We start from the raw sequence: 16495 nt of genomic DNA on the forward strand, positions 1-16495 counted from the left end.
GGCATGAAGAACACACTCCTCCCACATTTTTTGACCGCGTTTTACATCGGCACCGCAATCAACAAGATTGCCGTGCCATGGGCCAGCGTCGCCGCCAGCACCCCGAAACGCATGCGCACCAGCGCGCAGGCCAGCCCTTCGAGCAGGGTAAACAGCAACACCGGCCAACCCAGTTGGGTAACACTCAGGGCCAGGAAAGCATGGCAGGCCGCAAACGCCACGCCACTGAGTAATGCCGCACGCAGCGGCGTCACCTGTTGTTCCAGGTACCCCTGCAAAAACCCGCGAAACAGCACCTCTTCCAGCGCATTGCCACCATAAGCCAGCACCACCATACCCGGCAGCCACGCCCAATAGCCGGGAATCGCCTGCGCCTCAATGCCTTGATAAAGCCGCAATGGCACACCGATCAAACAGCCAACGGCCAGCCCCACCACCAGCCCTGTCGCCAGATGAGCTTTGGTCCACACTACCAGCCGCCATAGCTGCGGCGCCACCCGCGCGAGCAGCGCAATCATCAACAGCGACAGCCCACCCAAAGCCGCCAGTACAAAGGTATTGGCGCTGAAGCTGATACTCACCGCATTGCTGAGCGCCCACATGCCCAGTGGCGTCATCGCGTCGCGCATCAGCACAAACGCCCCCAGCAGAATCAGGATACGCAGAGCTGTCAACGCCTTGGGCGTGAGAGCAAACCACAGGCCGAACAGCGCCAGGCCCGGCGCGAGGTGAGTGCCGTAGTGGGTCAGAACCACCATGCCTTGGCTAACCATCGTGCTCAGCCCTGGGCCACAGCAATCATATCGACCTGCACCGCCGCCGAGAGGGTCATGCGCGTTTTCCCTGGTTGCGACGCTGCCATTCATCCACCACATCACCGAGGGTCTTGGGCTGGTCGTTGCGAATCCAGGCCATGAATGGCCGGTCGAATTTAAACCCCGGGCCGCAGTGCTCCAGCATGAAACGGCGTACGTTCTGGGTGTTTTTATACTGAGGGGTCACGGGCGTGGCGCGGGTGATGGGGTCGCTGTGCCAGTCAAAATCCATTTGCTTGCGTCTCTGAAATCACAGGAGCACGCAGCATAACCAAAAAATGCCACGCTCGGCGCCGACTCACCGGCGCCGAGCGTGACTTTTTTCAGCGCGTCATGCAGCGAAACCGGCGTCTCGGGTATTCACGAACAGCGCATAGATCGAATGGCTGCCGGCCATGAACAGGCGGTTGCCTTCCTTGCCACCAAAACACAGGTTGGGGCAGCGTTCCGGCAGTGAGATATGCCCGATGGCCTTGCCCTGAGGGTTGAATACGCGCACACCGTCGAGCTTTTCCAGGTCGGCCTTGGGGTCGCCGTTGCCGCCCCAGCCACACCAGAGGTTGCCGCTTTCGTCGCACTTGATGCCGTCCAGCGCGGCGTACTCCAGGCCTTCAATATGCTTGCGGCGCGCACCGAGGGTGCCGTCGTCCTTGACGTCGATGGCCCAGATCAGCCGGTTGGGTTTGGCCCGGCCTTCCACCACATACAAGGTCTTTTCGTCCGGCGAGAAGCACAGGCCGTTGGGACCGTTGAGGTCATCGATCACCCGCGTGACCTTGCCGCTGTCCGCGCCAATCCGGTAGACCCCATGGGGCTGGGTGGGGGTGATCTTGTGGCCTTCGTAGTTGTTGCCGGTCTGGAATGGCGGGTCGCTGAACCACACCGAACCGTCGCGCTTGCACACGATGTCGTTGGGCGAATTGAAAGGTTTGCCGTCGAAGCTGTCGGCCAGCACGGTGATGCTGCCGTTGTGCTCGGTGCGGGTGATGCGCCGCCCTTCCTTGAAGGTGGTCGAGCCTTCGCAGACCAACAGGCGGCCCTGGCGGTCGCGGCACATACCGTTGGAGAAATTCGACTGTTCGCGGTACACCGACAGGCTGTCGGTGACCTCGTCCCAACGCACGATGCGGTTATTGGGGATATCGCTGAGCAGCAGGTAGCGCCCGTCACCAACCCACACTGGCCCTTCGGCCCACCGCAAGCCGGTGGCGAGTCGTTCGACGCTGGCGTTGAACAACCGCAGCTCGAGGAAACTGTCATCGAGCACCTTGACCAGAGGGTCGGGGTAACGCTGGCTCAACGGCTCTGCCGCGTCTGCCAATCGAGGCAGGTTGCCCAGCACCGCCACCGAGGCGGAAACCGCCAGCGAACGCTTGAGAAAGACGCGGCGGCTGTGGTCCGTTTGGGCAGGCAAAGGGGAAATATCCATCATGTGTCTCCGTTATTTTATTGTTAGACGGGAGGCCATTTTTAACGCGTGATGAGACATCGTACAAGACAGAATCAAATAGATACCCGAGCAATCACACCCATACGCGAAATTTAACTTTCCAAATCACCCCAATCTATTGCATGTTGTACGACAACACATTTAGTAACGTGTTATCCGAACATCCCCAACAACAATAAGGAAACACCCATGCAAAACGTCAAAGTGCTGATCGGTTTTCTGTGCCTGTTCAGCGGTTATGTCGCCGCCGCGCCGGCCCCCGCCGAAAAGGAAGTGGCCCAAGCGGTCGACCAACTGACCCAAGCCATGCTGCACCTGGACCTCAAGCAGTTGCACGCGCTGACCAGCGATAAACTCACCTACGGCCACTCCAGCGGCAAGGTGCAGAACAAGGCGCAATTCATCGCCGACCTGGAAACCCACACCAGCGCGTTCAAGACCCTCGAAATGCAGAACCAGACCGTCACCCTGCAAGGCGACACCGCCCTGGTGCGCAACCACTTCCACGCCCTGGCCGTGAACAGCGGCGTTGAAGTGCCGACCGATATCGACAACTTCCAGGTCTGGCAGAAGCAGAAAGGCAAGTGGCTGCTGATCGGTCGTCAGGCTTACAAATACTGATACCGGCTCACCACGCTACCGCCCTGCGCACCTTTACCAAGGCTTCGCGCAGGGCACCCATCTCCACCGACCCCAAGGCCAGGCGCAACGCGTGGGGCACATGGGCCGAGACGGCAAACGGCTCGGCGGTGGAGACGCAAATGCCCTCGCGCTGCAAGCTCATGGCAACCTGATCGGCGCGCGCGTCTTCGGCCAGCGGCAGCCATAAAAAATACGACGCGGGATGGCTGACATACCCCAGCCCTTGCAGGACCTGCGCCGCCACAGCCTGCCTGGCCCGGGCATCCTCGCGTTTTTGCGCTTCCAATTGCGCGACCGTACCGTCCTCGATCCACGCCACCGCAATCGCGCTCATCACCCCCGGCACATTCCAGGTGGTGGCCATGATGGTGCGCTCCAACGGCTTCACCCACGCCAGCGGTGCAGCGATAAAGCCCACGCGCAAACCGGTGGCGACACTCTTGGAAAGCCCGCCGACATACACCGTGCGCTCCGGCGCCAGGGTGGCCACCGGTGGCGGCGCGTCCTCGGCGAGAAACGCGTAGGCCGCGTCCTCGATGATCATCAGGTTGTGCTGCCGGGCGATGCTCACCAAGTGCTCGCGGTGCGCCAGGCTGAGCACCCAGCCGAGCGGATTGTGCAGGGTCGGCATGCAGTACACCGCGCGCACCGGGCGTTTACGGCACAGGCTGTGCAGCGCGTCCAGGTCCGGGCCACTGGCGCTGACCGGGATCGCCAGCATTTCCAGGTGCAGGGTCTCGGCCAATACCTTGAAGCCTGAGTAGGTCAGAGCGTCGACGGCGATCACATCCCCCGGTTTGAGCAGCGTCATCAGGGTTACCGCCAAGCCGTGCTGGGCACCGTTGACCACCAGCACTTGCGCGGCGTCCACCGTCAGCCCTCGGTTGAGCAGATGCCGCGCCACGGTGGCGCGCTCATGGGCGCGGCCGGCATGGGGCTGGTAACGCAACAAGGCTTCCAGGTCGCCCGACAGCGCCAGCTGGCGCAGCGCCGTGCGCAGCAGGTCGGCCTGGCCGGGCAATGACGGGTAATTGAAATTGAGGTCGAGCATGCCCGCCGTGACCGTCATCTGCCCACTGCCCTGCCCCGGCGGCAGCGAAATTTCACGCACGAAGGTGCCGCGCCCGGTTTCCCCGCTGACCAGGCCCATGGCCTCAAGCTCGGTGTACACGCGGCTGGCGGTGACCAGCGCCAGGCCATGCTCGGCCGCCAGCTGGCGGTGCGTGGGCAGGCGCGTGCCGGGCGCCAGGCTGCCCGAGCGGATCGCTGCGGCGAAGGTGTCGACCAATGACTTGTAGCGGGCGCGTGGCATAGGCGATGTATCCATGACAATTTTTTGATTGTCTTAATCCTCGCTTCTAGGATGGCGACCACGCAACCCCTCTTTTCGAGCACACCTTAATGGAACGTACCCTCAGCACTCAGGACACCAGCAAAGCAGGCTGGATCAACGGCTTTATCGGCGTGGTGATCTTCAGCGGCTCGTTACCGGCCACGCGCCTGGCAGTGATGGAGTTCGACCCGGTGTTCCTGACCATGCTCCGCGCCGCCATTGCCGCCGTGCTGGGCGTGCTGATGCTGTGGCTGCTCAAGGAAAAACGCCCCGCGCGGCAGCAGTGGATGCCTTTGGTGATCGTCGCGCTGGGCGTGGTGATCGGCTTTCCGCTGCTCACGGCCTTGGCGCTGCAATACGTGACCTCCGCGCACTCCATCGTGTTTATCGGCCTGTTGCCATTGGCCACCGCCGTGTTTGGCGTGCTGCGTGGCGGCGAACGGCCGCGCCCGGTGTTCTGGCTGTTTTCGTTGCTGGGCAGCGCGCTGGTGATGGGCTATGCCGTGGCCCAGGGCTTGAGCGCGGCGCCGCTGGGCGACCTGCTGATGCTGCTGGCGGTGCTGGTGTGCGGCCTGGGGTATGCCGAAGGCGCCACGCTGTCGCGCAGCCTCGGCGGCTGGCAGGTGATCTGCTGGGCGCTGGTGGTGGCGTTGCCGGTGGTGCTCCCGTTGAGCCTGATCCTAGCGCCACCGAGTTTGCGCGGCATCAGCCTGCCGGCCTGGCTGAGCCTGGGTTATGTGTCGCTGTTCAGCATGTTGATCGGTTTTGTTTTCTGGTACCGCGGGCTGGCCCAGGGTGGCATCGCCGCCGTTGGCCAGTTGCAGTTGCTGCAACCGTTTTTTGGCCTGGCCCTGGCGGCGGGCTTACTGCATGAGCACGTCAGCCTGGGCATGCTACTGGTGACAGTCGCGGTGATCGGCTGCGTGGCCGGCGCGAAGCAGTTCGCGCGCTAGCGCTGCGGCGCGACCATCTTGAACTTGATGTTGATGTCGTTGGACACCACGCTGTTGCCCGCCCACTCGCCCTCGCCGATCTTGAAGTCGCCGCGCTTGAGGATGAATTCACCGTCGAACACGCCGATGCCGCTTTGCTCCTTGAGCACCACGTCCACCTGCACCGGCCGCGTGGTGCCCTTGATCGTCAGGTTGCCGCTGATCGTGTAGCGGTTATCCCCCAGGGCGGTGACGCCAGTGGATTCATATACGCCGACCGGGTAGGTCGCGGTGTCGAACCAGGACGCGCGCTGCAGCTCGTCGTTGGCGTCGGGGCTGCCGGCATCGATGCTCGCCAGCTGGATTTTGAGCAGTGCGTGCCCGGCCTCGGGCTTTTGCGTATCGAAGCTCAGCGTGCCCTCAAAGTCACTGAAGGTGCCATACACCCGTTGCCCCAACTGCTTGTAGGTAAAGCTGATCTGGCTGGCGGTGCGGTTGACGTCGTTGTACTCCACCGCCTGCGCGCTGGCGCAAACACCAAGGAGGACAGCCAGGTAAATAAGAGGCTTCATGCAACGCTCCACAAGAGGACAGCACACAGGCACTGAGCTAACACCTTATCCCACGGTTTTATTCCCATGCGCGCCCTGCTCTGATAAACAGGATAGCCGCCCAAAATAATAAGGACGTTACATGCAAGCCCCTTCACTCCAGGACATCACCGCACCGCAAGGCATCTGCTACGGCTGCGGCGCCAGCAACCCCCATGGCCTGCACATCAAGAGCCGCTGGGATGCGGACGGCGTGCACGTAGTCGCCGAGCATCTGCCCGACGCCCAATACAGCGGCTGGCCCGACCTGGTCTACGGTGGCCTGATCGCCATGCTGGTGGACTGCCATTCCAACTGGACCGCCATGGCCTACCACTACCGCGCCGAACAACGCGAGCCCGGCAGCCTGCCACGTATCGACTGCGTCACCGGCAACCTCGGCGTCAAATTTATCAAGCCAACGCCCATGGGCGTCACCCTCACCCTGCGTGCCCGGGTCGAAGGCGAGGTAGGGCGCAAAAGCCGCGTGGTCTGCGAGGTGTACGCGGGCGAGGTGCTCACGGCCATCGGCGATTCGCTGTTCGTGCGCGTGGACACCGGCCAACTGGCCGCCGCCGCCCATGGCCGCGAGGGCTGAACCTGGTCTACATTGTCTGCCACCGCTAATCGAGGATTGCACCGATGACTCGTCTGACCGCGAAAGACTTCGCCCCCGAACTGCTGGAGCTTTACGACGGCTACGCCCACGGCAAGATCAACCGTCGCGAGTTTCTCGACCGTGCCGCGCTGTTCACCTTTGGCGGCCTGACCGCCTCGGCCCTGCTGGCGGCCATGAGTCCCAACTATGCGTTGGCCGAACAGGTGAAATTCACCGACCCGGACATCGTCGCCGACTACGTCACCTACCCCTCGCCCAAGGGCAACGGTACCGTGCGCGGCTACCTGGTGCGCCCAGCCAAGGCCGCCGGCAAATTGCCGGCCGTGGTGGTGGTGCACGAAAACCGAGGCCTCAACCCTTATATCGAAGACGTCGCCCGACGCCTGGCCAAGGCCGGTTTTATCGCCCTGGCGCCAGACGGCCTGACCTCGGTGGGCGGCTACCCCGGCAATGACGAAAAAGGCGTGGCGCTGCAACAGACCGTCGACCCGACCAAACTGATGAACGACTTCTTCGCCGCCATCGAATGGCTGATGCACCACGACAGCAGCACCGGCAAAGTCGGCATCACCGGCTTCTGCTATGGCGGCGGCGTGACCAATGCGGCGGCGGTGGCCTATCCGGAACTGGGCGCGGCGGTATCGTTTTATGGGAGGCAGCCGGAGGCCAAGGATGTGCCACGCATCAAGGCACCGATCATGTTGCATTACGGCGAGCTGGATACGCGGATTAATGAGGGTTGGCCGGCGTATGAAAAGGCGCTGAAGGCCGCTGGCACGACGTACGAGGCATATATCTACAAGGGCGCCAACCACGGTTTCCATAATGACTCGACGCCGCGTTATGACGAGGCTGCAGCGAATCTGGCGTGGGAGCGCACCTTGGGCTGGTTCAAAAAATACCTGGCCTGAAGACAATCCAAATGTGGGAGGGGGCTTGCCCCCTCCCACATTGGTTTTTCAGCAGATTGTGGATCAGTGTTCCAGGGCGTAGCGCCGGCAATGGTTGAGATAGCCTTGCTCATGGCTACCCACCAACTGCACCACGCTGGTCCATAGCCACGACGGTGCATCCAACTCCTTTGAGCGATTCTCCTGCAGCACCGCCATCCAGTCCTTGCGAGCGGCGCGGTCCATCTGCCGGGCATGGGCGATACCGACGACGCGCGCCAGGTAGCCGGCAGCGTGCATGGCGTCGGTTTCACTCAACTCGTCCAGCTCCAGCTTCATGTCCTGGGGCAGCAGTTCACGGATAAAAAAACCGTGATCCAGAAACCGCGTCGCCAGCATGCGCTCACCCAAACCGGGTGACAGTTGGCGCGCGGCCTCCACCACTCGGCGGCCGTTGTCCCTGGGCATCTTCGCCCGCGCGGCACGCGGTGCGGCCGCGCCGACGGCTTCCTTGATGTCGATCAGGCAATATTCCTGATCATCCTTGTCGCCCACGCCGAGCAAAACCGCATAACGCAACAGCCCGAGGGAGCTGCAGCCCTTGACCCAATAGGCGGAGTCCAGCAGTTCAACCTTGGCGTCCTTGGGTCGGCCTTTGAGCGAGGTAACCAACTGGTGGATTTCATCCGACGCACAGAGGTTTTCCAGCGCGGTTTTTTCCGCCCGTGACAACGCCCAGAAATGCTTGCCCAATGGGATGGTCGGCCGCACGTTGTCGATACGCTCGCGGGCCAGGTTCTTCCAGGTGCGCTCCACCGCGCTGCGCATCCCGGCCTTGACCTGGGACGGGCGCGGCGGCGTCGCATCGGGTTTGTCTTTGAAGGCTTGCTCGTAACCCACCATCATCTCTTCGAGCATGCGCGCAGTGGTTACCCCCGGCAGGTCCGAGCCGCGCGCGGCGGTGGCCAGGGACAGGGCCAGGCGCACCAGGTCGTGGGCCGGGTTGCCGATCACCGCCTGGTCCAGGTCGCGGATATGCATATCGATGCGGCCCTTGTTGTCCCCCGTGGGGCCGAGGTTGCCGGCGTGGCAATCGCCGCAGATCCAGATGGCCGGGCCGTGGGGCAAGCGGCGCCCGGGCAGGCTGTGCAGCCAGTCGTAGAATTGCACGGTACTGCCGCGTACATACGCGTGGGCCGAGCGCGCCATCTTCAGGTTTCGCAGTTGGGTCAGGTGAGGCATACGAGCGGAGGGGCGCGGTGTTTTCATGAAAGAACTCAGTGCAGGTGTTGCGGTAGAGCGTTGGCCATCGGCAAATGTTTCATTATGTTTCTGAAATATTCTTTTTGCCTTGGGCGTGTGAACTGCCTACATTTGCCCTCGCCCGCGCAGGCGCTTGGTTCGATCGATCATTTTCATGGAAGCGTAAACATGTCCCAACATTTGCTGACTGGCGTGCGTTGTTTCACGGCAATCGCAGCCCTTCTCGCCGCCGGCAACTGCCTGGCCGCCAGCGATTTGCAGGCGGTGGTGGATGCCAGCGTCAAACCGCTGATGCAGCAGCAGGCCATTCCCGGCCTCGCCGTCGCGGTGATCCAGGACGGCAAGGTGAACTACTTCAACTATGGCGTCGCCGACCAGAGCACGCGCCAGCCGGTCAGCGAAAACACCTTGTTCGAAATCGGCTCGGTGAGCAAAACCTTCACCGCGACCCTCGCCGGTTATGCCGTGGCCACCGGCAAGCTCAAGCTCTCGGCACCGGCCAGCCAGTACCTGCCCGCACTGGCGGGCGGCAAGTTCGACCACATCAGCGTGCTCAACCTGGGCACCTACACCGCCGGCGGCCTGCCCCTGCAATTCCCCCCAGAGGCGGACAACTCTCAAGGCATGATCAGCTACTTCCAGCATTGGAAACCCGACTTCGCCCCCGGCACCCAACGCCGGTATTCCAACCCCAGCCTGGGCCTGTTCGGCTACCTCGCGGCGCTGAGCCTGAAGCAGCCGTTCGATGTGGCGATGGAAAAAACCCTGCTGCCGCTATTGCAGCTCAAGCACACCTTCCTCAAGGTGCCCGCGAGCCAGATGTCCCTTTATGCCCAGGGCTACGGCAAGGACGGCAAACCGGTGCGCGTCGGCCCCGGCGCCCTGGACAGCGAGGCCTATGGCATCAAGACCAGCGCCAAGGACCTGCTGCACTACGTGGCCGTCACTATGAACCCGGCAGGCCGAGGCAAAGACATCCAACGTGCAATCGCCATCACCCACACCGGGTATTACCGGGTCGACGGCATGACCCAGGGCCTGGGTTGGGAAATGCACCGCTACCCTATCCAGCTCAAGGCATTGATTGACGGCAACTCCACAGCCATGGCCATGGAGCCGCACAAGGTCGAATGGCTGACCCCACCGCAGGCGCCCCACGCTGACAGCCTGGTAAACAAGACCGGTTCCACCAACGGGTTTGGCGCGTATGTGGCGTATGTGCCGGGCAAGTCGATGGGCGTGGTGATCCTGGCGAACAAGAACTACCCGAATGCCGAACGGGTGAAAGTGGCGCATGCGATTTTGAGTGCGATGGATAATTAACGCCGGATGCAAAATCATGAGGGAGGGGGCAAGCCCCCTCCCACACTTGAGCTGTGTTACATGCCGAGCCAGTGCGGTAAGGCCAGGGAGATAAACGGCAAGTACGTGACCATGATCAGGAACACCAACAAAATCATCAGCCACGGCAACGCCGCGCGAATGGTCTGCCCCAGGCTCAACCCTGTCACCGCCGAGGTCACGAACAGGTTCAAGCCCACCGGTGGGTGCACCAGGCCGATTTCCATGTTCACCACCATCACGATCCCCAGGTGAATCGGGTCGATCCCCAGCTTCATCGCAATCGGGAAGAAGATCGGCGCCAGGATCAGCACAATCGCCGAAGGCTCCATAAAGCTGCCGGCGATCAGCAGCACCACGTTAACCATGATCAAGAAGCCAATCGGCGTCAGCCCTTCGGAGATCACCCAGGCGGTGATTTCCTGGGGGATCTGCTCGGTGGTCAGCACATGGGCGAAGAGCATGGCGTTGGCGATGATAAACATCAGCATGATCGCCAGGCGCCCGGATTCCAGCAGCACCTTGGGGCAATCGCGCAGCTTCATGTCCTTGTAGACGAACAGCGCGACAAACGCCGAGTACACCGCTGCCACCGCCGCCGCTTCGGTGGGGGTGAACATGCCGCTGTAGATACCGCCGAGGATGATCACCAGCAGCAACAGGCCCCAGAATGCCCGACGGGCGCAGGTCAGCCATTCACGCAACGTGGCGCGTGGCTGGGCCGGCAGTTTCTTGATGCGCGCGACGATGTAGATCGCGATCATCAGCATCAGCCCCAGCAGCAACCCCGGGATCACCCCGGCCATGAACAGCTTGCCCACCGAGGTTTCGGTGGCAGCCGAGTACACCACCATCACAATCGACGGCGGAATCAGGATGCCGAGGGTGCCGGCGTTGCAGATGATCCCCGCGCCGAATTCCTTCGGGTAACCGGAACGCACCATGCCCGCCACGGCAATCGAACCCACCGCCGCCACCGTGGCCGGCGATGAGCCGGACAACGCCGCAAACAGCATGCACGCCAGCACCGCCGCAATCGCCAGGCCGCCACGGATATGCCCGACACAGGCATTGGCAAAGTCGATCAGGCGCTGCGCCACGCCGCCGGTGGTCATGAACGCACCGGAGAGCAGGAAGAACGGAATGGCCAGGAAGGTGTAGGCGTCGGAGGTTTCAAACAGCTTGATCGCCAACGAACTCACCGAGTCCTGGCTGAACATCAGGATCGACACCGCGCCGGACAACCCCAGGGAAATGGCGATGGGCACGCCGAGGAACATGAACACAAACAACAACAGGAATAGACAGAGCACGGCCATCAGTGACGCTCCTCATGGCTGCCGGCCAATTTGCTGGCCTCACCGGCCTCGTCGGCCAGCCCCAACCCGACCTGACGGTGGGTAAAGATGCGGTAGAAAATTTCCAGGTAACGGATAAACACCAGGGCAAAACCGATGGGCACGATGATCACGATGTCGCCCACGTCGATGCCGTACTGGTCAAGGTCTTCGGCGCCGATATGCGCGTTCATCACCGCGCTCACCCACTTGTAGCTGGCGACCATGAACAGCCCGGCATAGGCCAGGCAGCACAGGCAGGCGAGCATGCCCAGCAAGCGTTGCACCGGGCGTTTGGTCAGCTTGACCAGCGCATCCACCCCAAGGTGGCCGGCGGTGCGTACGCCGTAGGAAATGCCGAAGAAAATCAGCCAGCCGAACATGGCCTTGGTCAGCGCTACGCTCCAGGTCATGTCCTGGGCCCAGGTCATGCTGTGGTCGCCCAGGGCGCCGAAGAAGCTGCTGCTCACGGCCCACTTATCCGCCAGTGAGTAGAACAGCGTGTAGATGTTGTTGAGCATGACGTAGACGAATGTCACCAGGGTCATGGCGGCCAGCAGGAAGGCGATAAAACCTTCCTCCAGGTGCTCCCAGACGCGCCTTAGCGTTTGCATGGCAAAACCTCGCGAAAGCAAATGAGATGTCAGGGTGGAGACCAGCTTAAATGTGGGAGGGGGCAAGTCGAATCGTCGCACCGCCCCTCCTACATTGGATCTCGGTGGCCCCTGAAATTACTGATTGGAAGCGTCCGCCGCCTTGATCAGGTCAGCTCCGATCTCACCCTCGAACTTCTGCCACACCGGGCGCATGGCTTCGCGCCACAGCTGGCGTTGCTCAGGCGTCAGCTCGATGATTTCGCTGGTCTTGGAATCGATGATCTTCTGCTTGGCCGACTGGTTCAGCGCCTCGGCCTGCTTGTTCACCTCGACGGTGACCTCGACCATGATCTGCTCCAGGGTGCTGCGGATATCCGGCGGCAGGCCGTTCCAGAACGTGGCGTTGGTGATCACCATGTAGTCGATCAGGCCATGGCTGGATTCGGTGAAGTACTTCTGCACTTCGTTGACCTTCTGGCTTTCATAGTTCGACCAGGTGTTCTCGGTGCCATTCACGGTACCGGTCTGCAAGCCCTGGTACACCTCGGCAAAGCTCATCTTGCGCGGGTTGGCGCGGATCGCCTTGAACTGCTCTTCGAGCACGCTGGAGGCCTGCACGCGGAACTTCAGGCCACGGGCATCCTTGGGTTCATGCAGGGCTTTGTTCGCAGAGAGTTGCTTGAGGCCGTTGTGCCAGTAGGCCAGGCCGAGGATGTTCTTGCCCTGCATGGAGGTCAGCAGCTCCTTGCCCTGAGCCGCCTGGAAGCGGTCGACGGCCGCTAGGTCGTTGAACAGGAATGGCAGGTCGTAGATCTGTACTTGCTTGGTGTATTGCTCGAACTTGGCCAGTGACGGCGCCAGCATTTGCACGTCGCCCAGCAGCAGCGCCTCCATCTCCTTGCCATCGCCGAACAGCGACGAGTTGGGGTACACCTCGACCTTGACCTTGCCCGGCAGGCGCTCCTCGGCGAGCTTCTTGAACAGCAGCGCGCCCTGGCCTTTAGGGGTGTTTTCGGCGACCACGTGGGCGAACTTGATCACAATCGGGTCGGCCGCCTGGGTGAGGCCCGCGGCAAACAAGGTGGCGGCGCACAGCAGCGCCCTGGAGAGCTTGAGCATGGAAAATCACCTTCTTATTGTTGTGTTGTAAGGCAAGGTGCCTGATGTCACGCGTGTAGTGAATTTCGAATTTTAGATACCTGCGTTCGGCATGGACGAACACCAATCCCGTAAACCATGCAGATCAACTGTGGGAGGGGGCTTGCCCCCTCCCACATTTTGATTGGGTTGGGTTAGCTACAGCTGGGCGGCCAGCAGCCGTTGCGCGCGCAGCAGCACCGGCGCATCCACCATCTGCCCATCGATCTGGTAGGCCCCTGCCCCGTGGGCGCCGGCGTCCACCACGCGTTGCGCCCAGGCCAGGTCTACGGCGCTCGGTGCCAAGGCTTCGTGGATTACCGCGACTTGCTTGGGATGAATACACAGCGCGCCGGCGAAGCCCATTTCATAGGCATGCCGAATTGAGCGTCGCAGGCCCTCGGGGTCGTCGATGGCCGGGTGCACGCCGTCCAGCGGCGCCACCAGGCCGGCGGCGCGGGAATGCACGATCAGCGCCAGGCGCGCCTGGTCCAGGGCAAAATTGGCGGCCGCCGAATTGCTGCTCAAGTTCAAATCCAGCGCCAGGTCCAGCCCCCCAAACGACAGGCGCTGCACCTGCGGCGCGTGGGCGATTTCGGCCACCGCCAGCAGCCCCTTGGCGCTTTCGATAATCGGCCAGATCACTTTGCCGGTGGCCGCCACCACGGCCACCTGGGCCGCGCTTTCCACCTTGGGCAGCAGCACGCCGGCCACATTCGGGTGAGCTTTGCAAAACGCCACATCCTCAAAATGCTCGGCATGTTCCGGCGCGTTGATACGCACCCACACCCGGGCCTCGGGGTTCGCCGTCAGAAACGCCCCAAGGTTGTCCCGCGCCTGGCGCTTGAGCGGTTCTTCCACCGCGTCTTCAAAATCCACAATCACCGCGTCGGCACCACTGCCCAGCGCCTTGTAAAAGCGCTCCGGGCGGCTGCCGGGTACAAACAACGCCGAACGAACTATTGGCTTTGGCATCACGAAATTCCTCTGTTAGATAACGCCGCGCGCACGCAAGCTGTCGATGGCGTCGCCCGTGTAACCGAGCTGTTCGAGAATGCCCTGGCTGTGTTGCCCCAGCGCCGGCACGGCATCCATGCGCGGGCTGAACGCGGCATTGCGCGCCGGCGGCAACAGCGACGGCAAAGGCCCGGCCGGGCTATCGACTTCGCGCCAGCTGTCGCGCGCCTTGAGTTGCGGGTGGTCCCACACGCCTTGCATATCGTTGACCCGCGCGCTGGCGATTTGCGCGTCTTCAAGGCGCTGGATCACCGCTTCGGCGTCCAACTGCGCAAAGCTTGCGACAATGATCTGGCGCAGCACCTCACGGTTGGCCGAGCGCTTGAAGTTGGCACTGAAGCGCTCATCGGTCGCCAAGTGCGGCGTGAGCAGCACCTTGTCGCAGAACGCCGCCCACTCGCGCTCGTTCTGCAAGCCGAGCATCACCGTGCCGCCGTCGCCGGTGGGGAATGGCCCGTAGGGGTAAATGGTCGAGTGTGCCGCGCCGGCACGCGGTGGCTGCGGCGCGCCGTCGAACGCGTAGTACATCGGGTAGCCCATCCACTCCACCAGGCTGTCCAGCATGCTCACGTCGATGCGGCTGCCCAGCCCGGTTTTGCCGCGCAACAGCAGCGCCGAGAGTATGCCGCTGTAGGCGTACATGCCGGCGGAGATATCGGCGATGGAGCAACCGGCCTTGGCCATCTGGTCGTCACCGGGGCCGCCGGTCACCGACAGAAACCCGCCCTCGCTTTGGATCAGCAGGTCGTAGGCCTTCTTTTTCTCGTAGGGCCCGCCTTCGCCATAACCGGAGATGTCGCAGACGATCAGCCGTGGAAAACGCGCATGCAGCGCCTCGAACGACAAGCCCATGCGCGCCGCCGCGCCGGGTGCGAGGTTTTGCACCAGCACATCGGCGTCGGCCAGCAGCGCGTCGAGGATGTCCCCCGCCGCGTCCTGCTTGAGGTCCAGGGTCAGGCTTTCCTTGGAGCGGTTGGTCCAGACGAAATGCGAGGCCAGGCCGCGCACGCGCTCGTCGTAGCCCCGGGCAAAGTCGCCGGCGCCGGGGCGCTCGATCTTGATTACGCGGGCGCCAAGGTCGGCCAGTTGGCGCGTGCAGAATGGCGCCGCAATCGCGTGCTCCAAGCTGACAACAGTGATGCCATCCAGCGGTCGTGGGTTAGTCATGATGGTTCCTCAAAGCCAATCGGCCATGGACACGGCATTGCGCAAGTCCCAGACCTTCTCGATCAATGCGTCGGCCTGGGCCGGGGTGCGGGCGCCACTGAATTGGCACAAGCGCTGGAATTTATCCGCCAGTTCCACACGGCTCAGGGTGTTGCCCGGGTCGCCTTTGGGTTCGTCGATGGCGCCGTGCAGCGTGCGGCCATCGGTGGTGGTCAGCGTGACACGGCCCAGCCAGCGCTGCGGGTAGGCCGCGTCAACGTCGGGGTCGAGGGTCATGCTGACCTTGTCGCGAAACGCCGCGACGGCCGGGTCGGTCAACGCCAGCTCCTGAAACTCGGTGAGCCCGGCCTTGCCATGCACGGCGATCAGGCCCAGCACGGTGCCCATGGAGAACTTGGCCTGGTGCACGCTGGCGGGCTTGGTTACGCGACCGAGCACATCAATTGCGCCCTGATGCACACGGGTTTGCACCGTAGCGATATCGACGGCTTCGAGGCGTTCGCGCTGCATCAAATCCAGCAGCGCATCGGCGGCAGGATGGGTATGCCGGCACGAAGCGTGGAACTTGAATGAGGTTTCCAGCAACGCCCAGCGGCTGCCGAGATCGGCGGACAGCCTGCTCGGTTCGGCATCGCTGGACATACCGGCGGCCATCCCCTGGTCGCCTTCAAGGATATTTCGCGCGCCCGTCAGCCCATCCACCGTGAGGTACGCGGCGAGCAAGCCATCCGCCGCCGCCTTGGCCGTGTGCAGTTGCTTGGAATCGGCAGCATCGCGCAGAAACTCCCACAGCCCGGCGGCCTGGGTGCCGGCACTGCCGAGCAGATTGATAAATTGCTCTTGGTTGAAGTCCAGCAACTTGCCCACCGCCACCGCCGCCGCGAGAGTGCCGACCGTGGCCGTGGTGTGGAAAGTGCGGTAGTGGGAGCGGCCCATGAATTCGCCGATGCGGATCCCCGCTTCGTAACCGGCCACCGAGGCCAATAGCAGCTCGCGGCCGGACTTGCCGAGGTCCTGGGCAGCAGCCAGCGCGGCGGGAAACACCACCGTGGCCGGGTGCAGCACCGAGCTGTTATGCAGGTCATCCTGCTCGACCAGGTGGGACGAGGCGCCATTCACCAATGCGGCGAAATACGCGCTGCTGCTGCCGCCATTGACGATCACCTGCGCCGGGCCATTGCGGGGGCCCATTTTTTGCGCGTAGCGCTCGAACAGCGGGATGGGGTGCGCGCCCTGGCTGGCCAGCGCCGAGGCGAGCCAGTCCAGGTAAAGGTCTTCGGTGCGCGACAGCACGGCTTCGGGCAATTGCGCGTAATTCAGCTCGGCAAGGAACCGACACAGGGCTTGGGTATGGCTCATGGTCGGC

17 protein-coding genes are annotated in these 16495 nt (G+C 62.7%); 5 read left to right on the forward strand and 12 right to left on the reverse strand.

The features are described from left to right. Positions 1–41: 41 nt before the first annotated feature. From AC0IYH_RS16555 to AC0IYH_RS16565, 3 genes are all read right to left on the reverse strand, one after another. Positions 42–773 carry a CPBP family intramembrane glutamic endopeptidase gene (locus AC0IYH_RS16555; RefSeq protein ID WP_471835185.1) on the reverse strand — a complete coding sequence of 244 codons (732 nt, stop codon included), beginning with the start codon at positions 771–773 and terminating at the stop codon, positions 42–44. A 55-nt stretch (positions 774–828) separates the two neighbouring features. Next, positions 829–1047: a DUF6434 domain-containing protein gene (locus AC0IYH_RS16560; RefSeq protein ID WP_471835187.1), complete on the reverse strand. Its 219-nt coding sequence runs from the start codon at positions 1045–1047 to the stop codon at positions 829–831. A 99-nt stretch (positions 1048–1146) separates the two neighbouring features. Beyond that, positions 1147–2244: an SMP-30/gluconolactonase/LRE family protein gene (locus AC0IYH_RS16565; RefSeq protein ID WP_471835189.1), complete on the reverse strand. Its 1098-nt coding sequence runs from the start codon at positions 2242–2244 to the stop codon at positions 1147–1149. 210 nt (positions 2245–2454) lie between these two features. On the opposite strand from AC0IYH_RS16565, the gene AC0IYH_RS16570 reads away from it, so the two are divergent. Then, complete coding sequence (locus AC0IYH_RS16570) at positions 2455–2886, forward strand: nuclear transport factor 2 family protein (protein ID WP_122771992.1); 432 nt, start codon at positions 2455–2457, stop codon at positions 2884–2886. 7 nt (positions 2887–2893) lie between these two features. Here AC0IYH_RS16570 and AC0IYH_RS16575 read toward each other — a convergent pair whose 3' ends face one another. Continuing rightward, positions 2894–4219: an aminotransferase-like domain-containing protein gene (locus tag AC0IYH_RS16575; RefSeq protein ID WP_471835191.1), complete on the reverse strand. Its 1326-nt coding sequence runs from the start codon at positions 4217–4219 to the stop codon at positions 2894–2896. Positions 4220–4308: 89 nt separating this feature from the next. Here AC0IYH_RS16575 and AC0IYH_RS16580 point away from each other — a divergent pair, with 89 nt between their 5' ends. Further along, positions 4309–5193, forward strand: coding sequence for a DMT family transporter (locus AC0IYH_RS16580; protein ID WP_471835193.1), 885 nt, complete (start codon positions 4309–4311; stop codon positions 5191–5193). On the opposite strand, the gene AC0IYH_RS16585 is transcribed toward AC0IYH_RS16580, so the two are convergent. Next, positions 5190–5744: a YceI family protein gene (locus AC0IYH_RS16585; protein ID WP_122771989.1), complete on the reverse strand. Its 555-nt coding sequence runs from the start codon at positions 5742–5744 to the stop codon at positions 5190–5192. The two genes, AC0IYH_RS16580 and AC0IYH_RS16585, sit on opposite strands and share 4 nt — an antisense overlap. A gap of 121 nt (positions 5745–5865) precedes the next feature. On the opposite strand from AC0IYH_RS16585, the gene AC0IYH_RS16590 reads away from it, so the two are divergent. Together AC0IYH_RS16590 and yghX are read left to right on the forward strand one after the other, a co-directional pair. Then, positions 5866–6360 carry a hotdog domain-containing protein gene (locus AC0IYH_RS16590; protein WP_122771988.1) on the forward strand — a complete coding sequence of 165 codons (495 nt, stop codon included), beginning with the start codon at positions 5866–5868 and terminating at the stop codon, positions 6358–6360. Between the two features lie 44 nt (positions 6361–6404). Next, positions 6405–7292 carry a YghX family hydrolase gene (gene yghX / locus AC0IYH_RS16595; protein ID WP_471835195.1) on the forward strand — a complete coding sequence of 296 codons (888 nt, stop codon included), beginning with the start codon at positions 6405–6407 and terminating at the stop codon, positions 7290–7292. 63 nt (positions 7293–7355) lie between these two features. Here the strand turns inward: yghX and AC0IYH_RS16600 are convergent, their stop codons facing one another. Next, positions 7356–8540: a DUF2252 family protein gene (locus AC0IYH_RS16600; RefSeq protein ID WP_116629018.1), complete on the reverse strand. Its 1185-nt coding sequence runs from the start codon at positions 8538–8540 to the stop codon at positions 7356–7358. Between the two features lie 162 nt (positions 8541–8702). On the opposite strand from AC0IYH_RS16600, the gene ampC reads away from it, so the two are divergent. Then, the gene (gene ampC / locus AC0IYH_RS16605) at positions 8703–9857 is read left to right on the forward strand and encodes a class C beta-lactamase (RefSeq protein WP_471835197.1); all 1155 of its coding nucleotides are present in this window, start codon (positions 8703–8705) and stop codon (positions 9855–9857) included. A gap of 56 nt (positions 9858–9913) precedes the next feature. Here the strand turns inward: ampC and dctM are convergent, their stop codons facing one another. From dctM to AC0IYH_RS16635, 6 genes are all read right to left on the reverse strand, one after another. After that, positions 9914–11194 carry a C4-dicarboxylate TRAP transporter large permease protein DctM gene (gene dctM / locus AC0IYH_RS16610; RefSeq protein WP_122771985.1) on the reverse strand — a complete coding sequence of 427 codons (1281 nt, stop codon included), beginning with the start codon at positions 11192–11194 and terminating at the stop codon, positions 9914–9916. Further along, positions 11194–11826, reverse strand: coding sequence for a TRAP transporter small permease (locus tag AC0IYH_RS16615; RefSeq protein WP_122771984.1), 633 nt, complete (start codon positions 11824–11826; stop codon positions 11194–11196). The genes dctM and AC0IYH_RS16615 overlap by 1 nt, the downstream gene beginning before the upstream one ends. A 117-nt stretch (positions 11827–11943) precedes the next feature. After that, entirely contained in the window at positions 11944–12927 is a 984-nt protein-coding gene (locus AC0IYH_RS16620) for a TRAP transporter substrate-binding protein (RefSeq protein ID WP_122771983.1), read from the reverse strand. 177 nt (positions 12928–13104) lie between these two features. Beyond that, positions 13105–13920: an HpcH/HpaI aldolase/citrate lyase family protein gene (locus AC0IYH_RS16625; RefSeq protein ID WP_471835200.1), complete on the reverse strand. Its 816-nt coding sequence runs from the start codon at positions 13918–13920 to the stop codon at positions 13105–13107. 15 nt (positions 13921–13935) lie between these two features. Further along, positions 13936–15129, reverse strand: coding sequence for a CaiB/BaiF CoA transferase family protein (locus tag AC0IYH_RS16630; protein WP_471835201.1), 1194 nt, complete (start codon positions 15127–15129; stop codon positions 13936–13938). 9 nt (positions 15130–15138) lie between these two features. Continuing rightward, positions 15139–16488, reverse strand: coding sequence for an MmgE/PrpD family protein (locus AC0IYH_RS16635; RefSeq protein WP_471835203.1), 1350 nt, complete (start codon positions 16486–16488; stop codon positions 15139–15141). Between the last annotated feature and the right edge of the window lie 7 nt (positions 16489–16495).

It is taken from the genome of Pseudomonas sp. AC463 (genome assembly GCF_979253585.1).

What these genes read in the sequence shown, in the direction of transcription:
- AC0IYH_RS16560 (WP_471835187.1), bottom strand. Translation starts at nt 1,047, where the DNA reads ATGGATTTTGACTGGCACAGCGACCCCATCACCCGCGCCACGCCCGTG.
- AC0IYH_RS16585 (WP_122771989.1), bottom strand. Translation starts at nt 5,744, where the DNA reads ATGAAGCCTCTTATTTACCTGGCTGTCCTCCTTGGTGTTTGCGCCAGC.
- AC0IYH_RS16590 (WP_122771988.1), top strand. Translation starts at nt 5,866, where the DNA reads ATGCAAGCCCCTTCACTCCAGGACATCACCGCACCGCAAGGCATCTGC.
- AC0IYH_RS16555 (WP_471835185.1), bottom strand. Translation starts at nt 773, where the DNA reads ATGGTTAGCCAAGGCATGGTGGTTCTGACCCACTACGGCACTCACCTC.
- ampC (WP_471835197.1), top strand. Translation starts at nt 8,703, where the DNA reads ATGTCCCAACATTTGCTGACTGGCGTGCGTTGTTTCACGGCAATCGCA.
- AC0IYH_RS16565 (WP_471835189.1), bottom strand. Translation starts at nt 2,244, where the DNA reads ATGGATATTTCCCCTTTGCCTGCCCAAACGGACCACAGCCGCCGCGTC.
- AC0IYH_RS16575 (WP_471835191.1), bottom strand. Translation starts at nt 4,219, where the DNA reads ATGCCACGCGCCCGCTACAAGTCATTGGTCGACACCTTCGCCGCAGCG.
- AC0IYH_RS16615 (WP_122771984.1), bottom strand. Translation starts at nt 11,826, where the DNA reads ATGCAAACGCTAAGGCGCGTCTGGGAGCACCTGGAGGAAGGTTTTATC.
- AC0IYH_RS16580 (WP_471835193.1), top strand. Translation starts at nt 4,309, where the DNA reads ATGGAACGTACCCTCAGCACTCAGGACACCAGCAAAGCAGGCTGGATC.
- AC0IYH_RS16600 (WP_116629018.1), bottom strand. Translation starts at nt 8,540, where the DNA reads ATGAAAACACCGCGCCCCTCCGCTCGTATGCCTCACCTGACCCAACTG.
- yghX (WP_471835195.1), top strand. Translation starts at nt 6,405, where the DNA reads ATGACTCGTCTGACCGCGAAAGACTTCGCCCCCGAACTGCTGGAGCTT.
- AC0IYH_RS16625 (WP_471835200.1), bottom strand. Translation starts at nt 13,920, where the DNA reads ATGCCAAAGCCAATAGTTCGTTCGGCGTTGTTTGTACCCGGCAGCCGC.
- AC0IYH_RS16570 (WP_122771992.1), top strand. Translation starts at nt 2,455, where the DNA reads ATGCAAAACGTCAAAGTGCTGATCGGTTTTCTGTGCCTGTTCAGCGGT.
- AC0IYH_RS16635 (WP_471835203.1), bottom strand. Translation starts at nt 16,488, where the DNA reads ATGAGCCATACCCAAGCCCTGTGTCGGTTCCTTGCCGAGCTGAATTAC.
- dctM (WP_122771985.1), bottom strand. Translation starts at nt 11,194, where the DNA reads ATGGCCGTGCTCTGTCTATTCCTGTTGTTGTTTGTGTTCATGTTCCTC.
- AC0IYH_RS16620 (WP_122771983.1), bottom strand. Translation starts at nt 12,927, where the DNA reads ATGCTCAAGCTCTCCAGGGCGCTGCTGTGCGCCGCCACCTTGTTTGCC.
- AC0IYH_RS16630 (WP_471835201.1), bottom strand. Translation starts at nt 15,129, where the DNA reads ATGACTAACCCACGACCGCTGGATGGCATCACTGTTGTCAGCTTGGAG.